Genomic DNA, 14733 nt, shown 5'->3' with positions numbered 1-14733 from the left:
TTCCATCCCCGTTAGGGGAAGTGGTTATGTAAAGCGTCAGATTCGTTTGACAGATTCTGAATATGCTAGAGTTTCCATCCCCGTTAGGGGAAGTGGTTATGTAAAGCCCCCGATGGCGGAGTTGAATTTAGAACGGAGCGCGGTATGTTTCCATCCCCGTTAGGGGAAGTGGTTATGTAAAGGCAATTGATCTCCAGGTTAGAATTTTGGATGTCAAAAGTTTCCATCCCCGTTAGGGGAAGTGGTTATGTAAAGGTAGTTGCTACCCCAGTTGCTGAAGTTCGTGTTTCCATCCCCGTTAGGGGAAGTGGTTATGTAAAGTGCTACTTATTTTCTTTGCATTTAGGACATTTAGTGTTTCCATCCCCGTTAGGGGAAGTGGTTATGTAAAGACAACTCGTTGTTCAATTCTACAAGAGCCAATTAAGCGTTTCCATCCCCGTTAGGGGAAGTGGTTATGTAAAGGAAAAAATTCATTTAAAAGTATTACCCGGAGTTTCCATCCCCGTTAGGGGAAGTGGTTATGTAAAGTCGAACCAGAGGATTAACCCAAACCGCATTAGCTTTGTTGTTTCCATCCCCGTTAGGGGAAGTGGTTATGTAAAGAGTTACCTTTTGGAAACCTTACAGAGCAAGGGTTTGAGACCCCCAAATCGACACCACTTTTTGAATTCTCAATAACTATTAATTAATTATCAATAAGCGACTAATTTTACAGCCTGAAACCCTTACTGTGCAAACAATCGACACCAGTCAACGGAATTATGCAGTTTTCAAGGTTCTGATGAGTGGTGTCGATGAGTTGCAACACACTGTATAAACAGTAAAATATGTTACTTAAAATTGTCAAGCTGTATTGCTTATTTTCCTGTCTCTAGTTGCTCCCGTTGCTTACCATACTCCCGCAGCTGTTTCAACAGAACTTCTTGAGATGAGTTAGGGATAGACGGACTGGGGGTTGGTTCAAGGGTGATTTCAGCACTTTCAAAATTAGCAGGTGAAGGATTAACTGTGTAGACAGGTAGCGACTTGTCATTGGACATCGCCTGTTTGGTTGGTACTGGGGTAGGAATTAGATTCTTTTGTTTGTTCACAGCAGCTTTTACCGAATCTAGAGTAGTAGCAACTTGCACTTGTTGCTGCATATCTTGTGTAGAAGAGACTAAACCACTTAAACCATTTACCAATTGCCGTAAATTTTTGCGGAAATTAGGATCGCCTGTCAATTCATCTAAATCAGATGTAATTTTTTGGGTATTTTCAAAGGTGACTCGTGCTGAATCTAAAGTTTGTTGCAGCAACACCACATTCTTGGGATCGTTTAAAGTTTTAGAAGCATCGCGTAAATTAGCTGAGGCTTGGGCTGCATTTGCTGAAAGAGTTTCTAAATTGTTGAGTAATTCTCCCTGAGTCAATCGATTGATCGATGGTGATAGGCTACTGACTGTAACACGTAGTTGGTTGCTGGTTTGGGTAATATTGTTTAAAGCGCCAACCAGCGAAGAACGATTTGTTGTCAACAGATTATCCAGATTTTTAATCAAACGATTTGCTTGAGTTGCAGTATCACCAAATTTATTTACTGTTTGATTTGCGGATGTATTAAGTTGATTTGTCGCTCGTTGCACTGAATTAGCAGTGCTTGAAAATGTATTTAGTTGTTGTCGCAAGCTTTTGGTCAAACCTTGTAAATCCTGACTTAGTTCAGTAAAACTCGATGCTGCGCCTGTGGTAGTTTCTAGAACCCTATTGACATTTCTATAAAATTTGGGGTTATTGTATGCAGCAGATAGCTCAGTTGAACTGCGAATTAGTTCATCAACACTGATGCCAATCTGACCTTTTAAGCGAGAGCCATTACAGACAATGAGACTGGTATCACAACTTCTATCTAGGGGTTTAGCAAGCACACCCCCAGTAGGTAATGTTGTTTTTGGTGTGATGTCGATAATACTTTCGCTAATTAATCCACTTTGATTAGCTTCCACCAGTACATTCCGGGGCATAATTAAGTCAGTTTGGGCAATTTCAATTTCTACATCGATAGCATTCGCCTTTGGTAGAATCTTGTCAATAGTTCCGACTTTAACACCTCGATAGCGAACTATTGCTCCCTTTTGCATTCCGCCAGCGTTAGCAAATTCTACAATAATTTTGTATGAACGGCCAGCAGCAGTAAATCTATTTAACCACAGAAAGAGTAACCCAAATACCCCTATTCCTAGCAGGAGCAACAACCCCACAGAGCCTTCTCTAAATGTTCGCCCAGACGCGAAGCGGCTTGTCATCAGACCTCGCATTTTTTTCCTCCACCCAATAATTAGTTATGAGTTGGAAATTAGGAGTTATGAATTGAGAGCTAGGAGTCAGGGGCTAGGAATTGGAAATTATTAGTTATGAGTTATGAGTTATGAGTTTAATTTAACCCTCGCTCCTCATTGTTAACTTCTCACTTTTAACTCCTCACTCCTAACTTCTCACTTTTAACTCCTCACTCCTAACTTCTCACTTTCTAACCGACAACTTGAATCGGCCCTTTCACACTTCCACTTATAAATTGTTTGATCAACGGATTTTCTGTGTTGTATATCTCACTAACTGTACCCTGCCACTGCACTTTGCCTTCATAGAGAAATATAAGTCTATCAGCTGTCCGGCGGATAGTGCTGTCTTGGTGAGTAACAACAGCATAGGTACTACAAACTCCATGTAGACATTGCAAATAGCGGATTAAATCTTCGATTACTGTTGAGGCAATGGGATCGAGTCCGGCTGTCGGTTCGTCGTATAGTAGAACTTCTGGGCCTTCTGAGGGATTATCAGGGTTAGACATAATTGCACGGGCAAAACTTACCCGTTTTCGCATTCCCCCAGAAAGTTCGGCTGGATAAAGATCGCTGATTGATGGCAAACCTACCATCTCCAATTTTTCTCGTACCAAATCTCGAATACGCGATCGCGGCAGCTTTGAATTTTGATAAAGTAAAAATCCCACATTCTCCTCCACCGTCAGCGAATCAAATAGCGCCGCCTGCTGAAACACCATACCAATGCCAACCTGCTGGCCACCATCCTCAATCAAACCGTCTCGCCGCACCCCTTGCACATAAATTTCTCCTTCATCTGGACTAAGTAACCCCGCCATTACCCGTAAAATTGTTGATTTACCAGTCCCTGATGGCCCAATAATCCCCAGTGCTTCTCCCCGGTAAATGGTTAAGTCTACATTATCTAGAACTTTATGGCTACCAAAGGACTTAGAAACACCTTTCAGTTCAATCAATGGTTCAGTCATTAGTTATTAGTCATTAGTCATTGGTGAGCCAGTGCCTTGGGCGGGTTCCCCAATTTGTACTCTTACCAGGAAGTAAGTTACTGGCAGGGCATTGTATAGTACATTATAAGTATATGATTAGCGTTTTAATTAGCAAACTTTATTTTTCTAGCATAATATTTAGTTATTTGCCATTCTTGATGTCCCAGAATCCCCTGAACCTAAGGCTGAGGAATACACCGAAGTAACTTAACGTCTCAGTAAATGCAAACTAAAACTCCAGTTTTCTGTGGACATTCGCAGATTCATTTAATAATATATTCATCCTATGAGAGGCTATAACTACTCAGAAAAAAGCTACAGAAAAAATATTTAGCCATCTGATGTGAGTAGAGAAATTTTGTTTAAAAAATAAAAATTATCAGACTAACAACTTACCTTAATATCTGGGCTGATATTTATTTGTAAGTAATTTATAATTATTCGATAAAATTGATTTCATTCCCATTGGAAGTTATTTTAATTAGCATATTCATTGTATAACTTGAGAAACTAATAACATTCTTACTCAATCTTAAAGTTGGCAGTTACTAAAATTATTCACTAATATTGTAACAAGTACTAAGAAAAATCAAAGCAGAAATTATGAGTAACCAGTTAGAGCAATTTGCAAGTGATAATTCCTCTGGAATTTGTCCAGAAGCGCTGGAATATATGATTAGGGCAAATCAAGGTAGTGTTCCAGCTTATGGAAATGATGAATGGACTCAAAAGGCAACAGATTATTTTCGGGAACTCTTTGAAATTGATTGTGAAGTATTTTTTACCTTTAATGGTACAGCCGCCAATTCTTTATCTTTGGCAGCCCTTTGTCAGTCATATCACAGCGTCATTTGCCATGAAACATCTCACATAGAAACAGATGAATGTGGCGCACCTGAATTTGCATCCAATGGTTCTAAACTGTTACTAGCTCAAGGTAAAAATGGCAAGTTAACATCAGAATCGGTAGAGGCAATTGTCACTAGACGGACTGACATCCATTATCCCAAGCCTAAAGTTATTAGTATTACACAATCAACAGAATTAGGAACTTTATATTCTATTGAAGAACTTCTAGAAATTAAAGAAGTTGCGAAAAAGTATAACTTAAAGATTCACATGGATGGCGCTCGTTTTGCAAATGCAGTTGCTGCGATGAATAAAAGCCCTGCTGAAATTACTTGGAAAACTGGAGTAGATGTATTGTGCTTTTGTGGGACTAAAAATGGAATGGCATTAGGTGAAGCGATTCTTTTCTTCAACAAACAGTTAGCAGAAGATTTTGATTATCGATGTAAGCAAGCAGGTCAGTTAGCCTCAAAAATGCGGTTTATTTCTGCTCCCTGGTTAGGTTTATTAGAAACTGGTGCTTGGCTAAAAAATGCCAGACATGCCAATCAATGCGCTGAATACTTAGAAAATAAACTATTAAATATAGAAGGCGTTGATTTGATGTTTCCCAGAGAAGCCAATGCCGTGTTTGTTAAGTTACCTGAACAAGTTATTCACAGCTTAAAAGCAAATAACTGGCAGTTTTATACATTTATTGGTGTGGGAGGAGTACGTTTTATGTGTTCTTGGAACACGACTCAATCAAGGATTGATGAATTGATTGATGATATAAAAAAAGCCAAAATAGCTATGTGATTGGTAAATTCGCTTTGTCCAGATATTCGACTTATTTAAAAAGTCGAGTATATAATATCGATTACATCTGAGGTTGCCCCAAACAACTGGACTTGATATTACTTGGCATGAAAATTTAATTTAACTTTTGATTGCTGCCACAATCCCAGGTGTTTATTTTTAGCATTAGCTTCTGCAATTAAAAACTGGGTTTTGCTCTCGTAGCAATTTTGTAAAGATTCTCGGTCAACGATAGCATTACCCGACTGTACCAAAAGGAGATTTACTGACCGATTATCCACGAACACTTCACCGACTGTACGACCATCATCGAGTTGTTCTGTGCTTCTAATCACGACAGGAGTTTTAGGTGGTAGTAGCTGTTTTAACCTTTGAGTTGCCGCTAAAGTATACGCCTGTCCAGTCGCGTCTGGTGCTTTAATACACGCTAGCCTGACTGGAATTGTTTGTCCGCCATTATCTTTAACCAAAATTGTGTTTCCATCTGTAACACCAACTACTGTAGCTAGCACCAAGATTAGTTCAAGTAATTCCATCATTTTCTACGTAAGAATTTATGCATGTAGATAATGTTATTGCAGTGCTTAGATTGCTAGTGTGATTTGACTCACAAAAGTCTATTTACTTAATAAACGCTTTGTAATCTTCAATTAATTTTGCCAAGCGGGAAGCAAGAAATAGACTTGCATCCTGCAAAGCTTCATAAATCTGAATACCTTCTTCTCGATATCGAATAATTTTGTCTTGAGTCCAATAATGTGGTGGTGCTTGGAGGTTAGTGATTCTATCTGCTAATTTCACCATCCATATTTCTCGTGGTTGCTCCTTTATCCTTTGTAAACTATCTGCCATTTGGAGATGTTTTGCTAAACTTTCATCTTTAGTCAGTGCAAGTACACCATTAGCTACTGATTCACCAAATTCAGTTTTTATTTCCTCAAAAGTTGTATTAGTATCTTCGATTGTGTCATGCAAAATAGCACATTGAATGGCAAGATTTCCGTCATTTTCTATTTCTACACTTAGGGCTGCAATTACTTCCATGCTCACAAGATTCAAGTGCATAAGGTAAGGTATTTCGGAACCTGCCATTTTCTGACCTTGATGTGCGCGTGCTGCTTTCTTTAAAGCTTTAATGTAAGTTTCTTGTGACCAGTTTATTGGACTAATTTGATGTCTTTCCATTTATCGATTTTTCTGATGAAGTGATGTAATACTGTATATCATAATCATAAATTATATACCCATAGCAGAAGAAGCACTTGATATCAATTAAAAGTTCCGAAAAGTAACTACAGGTAATTGAACACTCACGGTAGTACCTGTTAATAGGTCAGAACAGATTGACAGTTCCCCATTATGAGCATTGACGATACGTTTGGTAATAGCAAGACCTAACCCAGTCCCACCAGGTTTTGTGGAGAAAAATGGCTGAGAAAGCTTAGTTAAAACTTCTGATGGAATTGGTTCGCCGCCATTATGGACATTAATACAGACTTTATTTATATGGGTAAAGTCTACTTTCAACTTAACAATATCTCCTGCTGTAACTGCCTCACAAGCATTACGAATAATATTGATAAATACTTGCTTTAGTTTGTCCTTATCCCCCAAAACTTTTACCGTAGGCAACACCGGAATAAATTCAATTTGCCTTTCCACAGCTTCTGGCATTTCATGAATGCATAGCAACAACTCATAAATTAGTTCATTCACATCTAATTCATAAAGCTCTAATACTTGGGGCTTGGCGTAGAGCAAAATTTCACTTAGCAAACGCTCCAAACGACTAGCTTCGCTCAATGCCAACGCTAATCGTTCTTGAGCAGATTCAGTTAAAATGGTTTTTCGGAAATACTTTAATCCCATAATCATTGTAGTCAATGGATTACGAATTTCATGCACAATCATGGCAGCAAATTCACCAATAGCCGCCAGTCGTTCTTGTTCTAAAAGCTTGGCTTGGGTTGTTTGCAGTTCTGCGGTACGTTTCTCTACCTCGGCTTCTAAAAGATGATTAAATTTGCACTGTTGTTGATAAAGATGATAGTTGTCAATTGCCGTTGCAGCTCGTTCAGCAAATAATTCCACAATTTGGATGTCTTCTTTTGTAAAATCACGTGGTTGATGATTAAAAGAGCAGATAGTACCAATTACCTTATTTTCAGCAGTCCGCAATGGTATCCCTAAATATGCACAATAACCTTCTGGAGCTTGTCCATATTCTGGGTTTTTTTGAGCATCTTTCACGGCTAATGAGTGACCCATTTTAATAACAGTACCAGTTAGTAAACCATGTAATGAATAAACATGTTCACCCTCGCCCATTTCAAGACTACTAGCTAGAACAGTTTCAAACCCTTCTTGGCAAAAGGTAACAACTGTCCAATCAACTCTAATAAGTTCGCTGACTCCGCAGGCAATATTGTGCAAATAGCTGCCTAGTTCGCCAGTTCGATAGTTTAAAGAAGACAAACGGATTATGATTTGCCGTTCCCTCTGCCAAGTTTGGTTGTGCAACAATATTTCGTCATCACTGGTTTTGCTCATGAATGCCTGTAACATGGGTTGTGAAAATAATTTCAAAAAGCGACTGGATAGTTATTTGGGCTGCGTTGCACTAATTTGCTAGAAATATTTTACTAGAGAGATATGCTATTTATATACAAAAAACTGATGAATTTTTACCTGATTTAATTTAAATCTATACAAAAATTAAATAGGCAAGAATAAGTAGGCATAACTCACTCATCTTAGATATTGCTTGACTTCAGTCTGCTCCATTTACGGTTATATAGTTACGCTTATTTATGTCTATTTAATTACAGAGTAAAAATTGAGATTTTGCTGATAAATCCTATAATAGAAAACATCTTACAAGGGAATCTCTATGACAATCAATCTGCAAGGAATATTGCAGCAACCAGGACAAGGTTCTTCATACTGGGTGCTTGGCGATTTGTATACCTTTAAGGCGGTAGGTGAAGAAACTGGTCAAGCTTATGCTCTAATTGAGATTACTGTTCAACCACAAAACGGTACACCTCCCCACATTCATAGTCATGAAGACGAAGCTTTCTATATTCAAGAAGGAGAATTAAAATTTCAGCTTGATGAGCAAATTATCTTAGCAACTCCTGGAACCTTTCTCCACTCTCCTAAAGGTCAACTCCACAGGTTTTCAAATGTCGGTACAAAGCCAGCAAAATTACTTTGCTGGTTCACACCAGCAGGGTTAGAAAAGTTTTTTATGGAAGTAGGTGTGCCAGTCTCAGAGACAATGCGATTACCTAGCGTTAGTCCCGCAGATATGGAAAAAGCGTTGGCAGCTGCTTCAAAATATGGTCTGAAAATTATTCCACCGTCTGCTGCATCTTTGCAGATATAAGCTAATATAACTACAAGCGATCGCAGTTGGACACCAAACAACAGTACTGGAAAGCCTGAGAGGAGCGATCGCTAACTAAACGAATTAACCAAATTAAAATAATTCGTAACTAAAATTATGACTATAGCCCGGAAATATTACAAAATTAACATTTATATTGGAGAGTTTCATGATGAAAACGGTTAAATGCTCTCGCTGCTTCAGGAATTAGCTCAATATACCAATACCCATTTATTTCATCTGGAAACCAACTAATTATTGCAAGTGCTGGTTGCCCAAATTCATCATCTTTTACTCCAAAGAATTTGCAGAACTTTTCACCTAAATGACCAATTTGACCAGAAGAATCACCATCATATCCTGCCGCTTCAGATAACTCCCAAGTGCGTAATCTGCGATTGTTTTTCATAAAGTAACAATGCTGATACAACTTATTCAAGATAGCTTTGTGTCCCGGAGTCAATTCTTCATAAATTGAATGAAATGCCTCTAAATATTTTTCCTCTGAAGGAATATAACGTTCAACATCTTTCAACACTCTACTTTTCCCTTTTTGATTTGCCAGAATAAAAAAACTCGGTGGCAATAAATGAATACGATCTTTTGATCTCCCTACTTCCTTGAGACTCGATAATGTCAAAGAATGGTTTAGAGGCATTTTAGCTTCTATTTCCAGAAATATCTTACCCCAGATACTAGTATTTAATATTACTTAAATATAGGAGATTTTATTTAACCGCGATCGCCAGTTAAGATTTTAGAACTCTTAATACCATTCTCAGCACACTAGAGGATTCATAATCGATAATCCAAATATTGCTTCCAAGGAAAAGTGTTGACTTATGTGTATAGAATTTGGGCGGGAAATCTGCGGCAATCTCGACACGGCAGAGTCACGGGAATGGTTAGTTACTAATGGTATTGGTGGTTACGCTTCTGGAACTGTGGCTGGTTTATTGACGCGCCGCTATCACGGACTACTGGTAGCAGCATTGAAACCACCTTTGGGTCGTACCTTAATGCTGGCAAAACTAGATGAAACTGTCCTGTATGACAATCGCTCTTATTCTCTAGACAGCAATCGTTGGGCAGATGGGGTTGTCAGCCCCCACGGTTATCAAAATATTGAACGTTTTTCTCTGGAAGGTACAATTCCCTTATGGCGTTTTGCTGTTGCCGATGCTTTGTTAGAAAAACGGGTGTGGATGCAACAAGGTGCTAACACAACTTATGTTCAATATACTCTGCGTCGTGCTACGCAACCTCTGAAGTTGAGACTCAAAGCAATGGTCAACTACCGCGATTATCACAGCGATACCCAAAGCAATGGTTGGCAGATGTCTGTCGAGGAAGTGGAACAGGGGATTTGTGTAACTGCTTATCCGGGTGCTGTACCACTGTATCTACTGAGCGATGGCGGGAGTGCATCTGTTGCTCGCGATTGGTATTATGGCTTTGACTTGGCTGTTGAACGCTATCGGGGATTGAGAGATAAAGAAGACCATCTCCATGCTGCGACTTTTGAAGTTATACTGAATCCTGGGGAAGCGATGTCTACGACGGGCTGCACCTACGTATTTGTAGCCAGCACAGAAAAGCAAGCAAATCTCAATGCCGAAGCTGCACTTAAGTTACGTCGCGCTCAAGAGCAGAAGCTCACAGGAATTTGGAAAACTAATCAACCACTCCAGACGAAAGAATCACCTATCTGGATCAAGCAACTAATACTAGCTGCTGACCAGTTTATTGTTGACCGTCCAATGCCAGAAGACCCCAACGGCAAAACCATCATCGCTGGTTATCACTGGTTTGGCGACTGGGGACGCGACACGATGATTAGTCTACCTGGTTTGACAATTTCGACTGGTCGCCCAGAGGTAGCACGCTCAATTCTCCGCACCTTTGCTAAGTACGTAGACCAAGGAATGTTACCAAATCGCTTTCCCGATGCAGGCGATCGACCAGAATATAATACTGTCGATGCTACTCTCTGGTACTTTGAAGCAGTCCGCGCCTACTACAGCGCTACGGATGATGATAATTTGCTTGCTGAATTCTTTCCAGTACTTGCAGACATCATCGATTGGCACTGTCGCGGTACGCGCTACAACATTCATCTCGATCCGGCGGATGGCTTACTTTTTGCAGGTGTTGCAGGTCTACAACTGACTTGGATGGATGCCAAAGTTGACGATTGGGTAGTTACGCCCCGAATTGGTAAACCGATTGAAGTTAATGCCCTCTGGTATAATGCTTTACGGACAATGGCCAAGTTTGCCCGTCACCTTGGTAAACCACACCAAGAATATGAGGCTATGGCAGAACGGGCTAAATATAGATTTTCTCGTTTCTGGAATGAGGAGACAGGTTATTGCTATGACGTTCTAGATAGTCCTGATGGTGATGATGCGGCATTGCGACCTAACCAAATATTTGCTGTTTCATTACCAGAAAGCCCGCTAACACCCGCCCAGCAAAGGGGTGTGGTGGAAGCTTGCGGGCAAACGTTGCTAACTTCTCATGGGTTGCGATCGCTTGCCCCAGACCATCCTAAATATCAAGGTAAATATGGTGGCAATCAGTATCAACGCGATGGATCTTATCACCAGGGGACAGTTTGGGGTTGGTTGTTGGGGCCGTTTGTCTTAGCACACCTGCGCGTTTACAAAAATCCCGATCGCTCTCGTCAATTTTTAGAACCAATGGCTAATCATCTTACTGCACATGGTCTTGGTAGTCTTAGCGAAATTTTTGATGGTGATGCCCCGATGACTCCACGCGGATGTATTGCCCAAGCGTGGACAGTGGCAGAGATTTTACGCGCTTGGTTTGCAACAGAGAGTTGATGCGGGGAATAACTATGGACTGCTTACCTTTCACCATACCCAAAGTTAAGCAAAACATTCAGCCGTCCATCCCACATTCCGCAGGTTGGTTAGCAAAGCAGATAATATTTTCGACAGGGGGAACCAAAAAAGTTGAGAATCCAGTGTCTTTCGGGAGTCTAATTAGTAATTTGCTTGGTTTGAGCAACAGTGACTAAGTGAATCGACATAAAACATGGTGATAAGCTGTTCCACATTTAAATTGCATAATTAGGGCGGGCAAGATGCCCACCCCACAAGAGTTATAAAAATTTTAGATATGCAAACTAGATGTGGTTTAGCTTACTGTCATGCTTCTAAAGTGCAGCATTTAAGTCATTTTCAAAAATACAGCATTTACGATCGCACCTGCCGAAGGTGGGATATAGCGGTTCTCAATTGTATTAAATACAGACCTAACCCCCAACCTCTTCCCTAGTATGGGTTGGGGGTTATATTTGAGAGAAAGTTGCACACAGCGTTAGCTTCTAGTCTGACATCTAACGCTCTTTTATTACTTTAGAAAAAATAAAATATTTGTAGGTTGGGTTGAACAACGTGAAACCCAACAGAAGCAGGGATTATTGGCGTTGGGTTTCGTTCCTCAACCCAACCTACCCATAGATTTATAGAAAATAGTGACAACAAAGGTTTCTGATTTTTATCTCGTGAGAGTCATAGAAGAGCGCTAAATAGTGAAGCTGTTATGCTTCAAAAAATATAATATGACGCGATCGCAGAAGTTGTGTTATAAACACGGGCAAAGTCTTACAAAATACCAAAATCTTGACTATGAAGCTTTTTCGGTAAATGCGTAATTTCTCCACTAATGGAATCAAATGCTACTGTAACCAATCAAGCTTTAGCGTTTAATCATCAGTAATCTTTAAAAATTAGAAAAATAATGTTAAGTATACCTATTAACTTAAATTTACCTCGTACACCCAATTTAATAACTTCCTTACCTGGGCCTCGCGCTCAAGCAATTGTACAACGCGATCGCGCCGTAACTTCCCCTTCTTACACCCGCGATTACCCGTTAGTTGTATCTCGCGGTCAGGGTTGTATGGTAGAAGATGTGGATGGCAATGTATTTCTCGATATGACCGCAGGTATAGCCGTTACCGCCACCGGACACGCCCACCCGGAAGTCGTCAAAGCAATTCAAGAACAGTCGGCGCGTCTGCTGCACATGTCAGGGACGGATTTTTATTATGAACCGATGGTGGAATTAGCGGAACAATTAGCGATTCGCGCCCCTTTTCCTCAACTACACAGTAACAGTGCATTTCCCGCAAAAATATTTTTTACCAATTCTGGGGCAGAGTCAAACGAAGGAGCGATTAAACTAGCTAGATATTACACCAAGCGATCGCTAATTGTGGCCTTCTTAGGTGCATTTCACGGACGCACTTATGGCGCAATGTCTCTGACGGGTTCCAAAGCAGTGCAACGAGCGAATTTTGGCCCTTTAGTTCCTGGGGTAACTCATATACCCTACGGCACTCACGCCAGTTTAGATTATCTGGAACAACAGCTATTTGGGACAATTTTACCACCGCAAGAAGTAGCCGCGATCGTAGTTGAGCCGATTCAAGGAGAGGGCGGGTATATCGTACCAGAGGATGGTTTCTTAAAACGGATTCGGGAGATTTGCGATCGCTACGGTATTCTGATGGTAGTGGATGAAGTGCAAGCGGGAATGGGGCGGACTGGTCGCTTATTTGCGATCGAGCATTGGGGAGTGATGCCTGATATTATTACTACTGCTAAAGGTATCGCCAGTGGTTTGCCATTAGGTGCGATACTTGCCAGACCTGAGTTAATGACTTGGCCTCCAGGTTCTCACGCTACCACATTTGGCGGTAATCCCGTTGCTTGTGCTGCCGGTATTGCCACACTGCGATTGTTAGAAAGTGGTTTGATGGCAAACGCTACCCAGATGGGAGAATTTTTACAAGCTAGTCTTACCCAGTTGCATCAAAAATTTCCCAGAGTATCGTTACCACGAGGTAAAGGTTTGATGGTTGCGGTGGATTTATTGGATGAACAAGGTAATCTAGATCGTGAATTGCGCGATCGCATTATTCAAGAAGCTTTTTTACGCGGTTTATTATTACTAGGTTGCGGTAAAGCAGCAATTCGTTTCTGTCCCCCTCTAGTTATCGACAGCGACCAAATTCAAATCGCCCTTCAAATTATTAGCGAGATTTTAAGTTCTTAAAAGATAACGGGGAATAGGGGACTGGGGACAAGGAGAATACCCAATACCCAATACCCAATACCCAATACCCAATCCCCTATTCCCAATTCCCAACCCTTATGAAACCCGAAATAGCCCTTAATTTATGGAAATTACTTTGGCAAAATTACATTACCAGAGTAAATCATGCCCGTACCTACCAGCAAATGATTACTGCTGCGGGTGGGACTGTCGCCAACGACCACATCGCCTTTCGGTCTTTACGTTTATTAGTAGATAGTCCGCAGGGTCAAGTTAACTTAGGAATTGACTATCTCGCACAACTTGCAGAAGCTTTAGGTTATGTGGCGGCTGGAGAGTATAATTTTGCTCAAACTCATCTGTATGCCCGTCATTATCGCCATCCGCAGCAAGAGGAATTTAACTTACCCAAACTCTTTATTAGCGAGTTGATTGTTGATGAATTGCCTGCTAATATTGCCCAACTCATCTCTAAAACAGTATCTGCAATCCCACAGGAACTAACCTTACCTCTTACTCTTCTACAAAAAGACGGGAACATTGAAACCATCGCCAAACAACTCCAGCCAGTCTTCACCCGTCCTTGGGAAACCCCACAGCGTTCAGTTGTCGAAGAAGTGAATCAGGTTACTCAGTATGGGGCTTGGGTGTTACTACACGGATATGCTGTCAACCACTTTACAGGCTATATCAACAGACAGAACACCCCAGAATATCCAGATATTGATACTACCGCTAGTGGTTTGGCTAAACTGGGTGTACCAATGAAAGCAGAGATAGAGGGAAATGTTGCTTGTGGTTTGCGGCAAACTGCAACTCAAGCAGTAACAGAAATGGTGACAGTATTAGATGATAACAGTGGCGAAGAAATTCAGATTCCTTGGACTTACGCTTATTATGAAATTGCCCAGCGCTATTTAGTGGAAGTTGAATCTGGGAAGCAGATACTTTTCGATGCTTTTTTAGGAAGTAATGCCCAACAATTGTTTGAAATGACTCGTCTATCTAAATAGCCCAGAGTAATGTTTCATAGGTTCGGTTAAGGCAAGAGATGCGATAAATCGCCGTCTCTACTCAAGGAGGATGTGTGTAATCATTAATTGATTTGGTATTATTGCGATCGCCTGTATCATTTCAAATGATGGTGCGATCGCTTTTGCTCTAATTTTAGAGAGTGCGATCGGCTTTATAGTTTAAGATGATATTGCGATCGCACATAAGCTGCTGTACCTTTAATTTGCATAAAATAGAAATTGGATAAGTATTGCATTTACTGCCATGCCAGCTAGAGGTT

Annotated in this window: 11 protein-coding genes and 1 CRISPR repeat array (1 of these 12 only partly in view); of the genes, 5 read left to right on the top strand and 6 right to left on the bottom strand. The window is 40.6% G+C overall.

All coding sequences use genetic code 11. From position 1 onward, the window contains the following. A CRISPR array of direct repeats spans positions 1-606; the repeat unit is 36 nt; unit sequence GTTTCCATCCCCGTTAGGGGAAGTGGTTATGTAAAG; it reaches 871 nt to the left of the window's first position. A 254-nt stretch (positions 607-860) separates the two neighbouring features. After that, positions 861-2300 (bottom strand): MlaD family protein, encoded by a 1440-nt coding sequence (locus tag CDG77_RS09640; RefSeq protein ID WP_094329173.1) that lies wholly within the window; start codon positions 2298-2300, stop codon positions 861-863. Between the two features lie 212 nt (positions 2301-2512). Continuing rightward, complete coding sequence (locus CDG77_RS09635; RefSeq protein WP_094329172.1) at positions 2513-3295, bottom strand: ABC transporter ATP-binding protein; 783 nt, start codon at positions 3293-3295, stop codon at positions 2513-2515. 624 nt (positions 3296-3919) lie between these two features. Between CDG77_RS09635 and CDG77_RS09630 the strand changes: the two genes are divergently transcribed. Further along, positions 3920-4963, top strand: coding sequence for a threonine aldolase family protein (locus tag CDG77_RS09630; protein ID WP_094329171.1), 1044 nt, complete (start codon positions 3920-3922; stop codon positions 4961-4963). 98 nt (positions 4964-5061) lie between these two features. Here the strand turns inward: CDG77_RS09630 and CDG77_RS09625 are convergent, their stop codons facing one another. The 3 genes from CDG77_RS09625 to CDG77_RS09615 form a co-directional block, all read right to left on the bottom strand. Next, on the bottom strand, positions 5062-5502 hold the full coding sequence (locus CDG77_RS09625; RefSeq protein WP_223269758.1) for a thermonuclease family protein: 441 nt from the start codon (positions 5500-5502) through the stop codon (positions 5062-5064). Positions 5503-5584: 82 nt separating this feature from the next. Further along, positions 5585-6148 (bottom strand): HD domain-containing protein, encoded by a 564-nt coding sequence (locus tag CDG77_RS09620; RefSeq protein WP_094329169.1) that lies wholly within the window; start codon positions 6146-6148, stop codon positions 5585-5587. Positions 6149-6235: 87 nt separating this feature from the next. Then, complete coding sequence (locus CDG77_RS09615) at positions 6236-7513, bottom strand: GAF domain-containing sensor histidine kinase (protein WP_094329168.1); 1278 nt, start codon at positions 7511-7513, stop codon at positions 6236-6238. Between the two features lie 340 nt (positions 7514-7853). Here CDG77_RS09615 and CDG77_RS09610 point away from each other — a divergent pair, with 340 nt between their 5' ends. Further along, positions 7854-8351 (top strand): quercetin 2,3-dioxygenase, encoded by a 498-nt coding sequence (locus tag CDG77_RS09610; protein ID WP_094329167.1) that lies wholly within the window; start codon positions 7854-7856, stop codon positions 8349-8351. Between the two features lie 145 nt (positions 8352-8496). Here CDG77_RS09610 and CDG77_RS09605 read toward each other — a convergent pair whose 3' ends face one another. Next, positions 8497-9009 carry a hypothetical protein gene (locus tag CDG77_RS09605; RefSeq protein WP_094329166.1) on the bottom strand — a complete coding sequence of 171 codons (513 nt, stop codon included), beginning with the start codon at positions 9007-9009 and terminating at the stop codon, positions 8497-8499. A 184-nt stretch (positions 9010-9193) separates the two neighbouring features. Between CDG77_RS09605 and CDG77_RS09600 the strand changes: the two genes are divergently transcribed. The 3 genes from CDG77_RS09600 (at position 9194) to CDG77_RS09590 (ending at position 14452) form a co-directional block, all read left to right on the top strand. Next, on the top strand, positions 9194-11197 hold the full coding sequence (locus CDG77_RS09600; protein ID WP_094329165.1) for an amylo-alpha-1,6-glucosidase: 2004 nt from the start codon (positions 9194-9196) through the stop codon (positions 11195-11197). A 922-nt stretch (positions 11198-12119) separates the two neighbouring features. Beyond that, on the top strand, positions 12120-13439 hold the full coding sequence (locus CDG77_RS09595) for an acetyl ornithine aminotransferase family protein (protein WP_094329164.1): 1320 nt from the start codon (positions 12120-12122) through the stop codon (positions 13437-13439). A 98-nt stretch (positions 13440-13537) separates the two neighbouring features. Further along, positions 13538-14452, top strand: coding sequence for a DUF1338 domain-containing protein (locus tag CDG77_RS09590; RefSeq protein ID WP_094329163.1), 915 nt, complete (start codon positions 13538-13540; stop codon positions 14450-14452). The last annotated feature ends 281 nt before the right edge of the window (positions 14453-14733 follow it).

It is taken from the genome of Nostoc sp. 'Peltigera membranacea cyanobiont' 213, assembly GCF_002245975.1.
Lineage (GTDB): Bacteria > Cyanobacteriota > Cyanobacteriia > Cyanobacteriales > Nostocaceae > Nostoc.
This window is presented reverse-complemented; position numbering and strand designations above follow the sequence as displayed.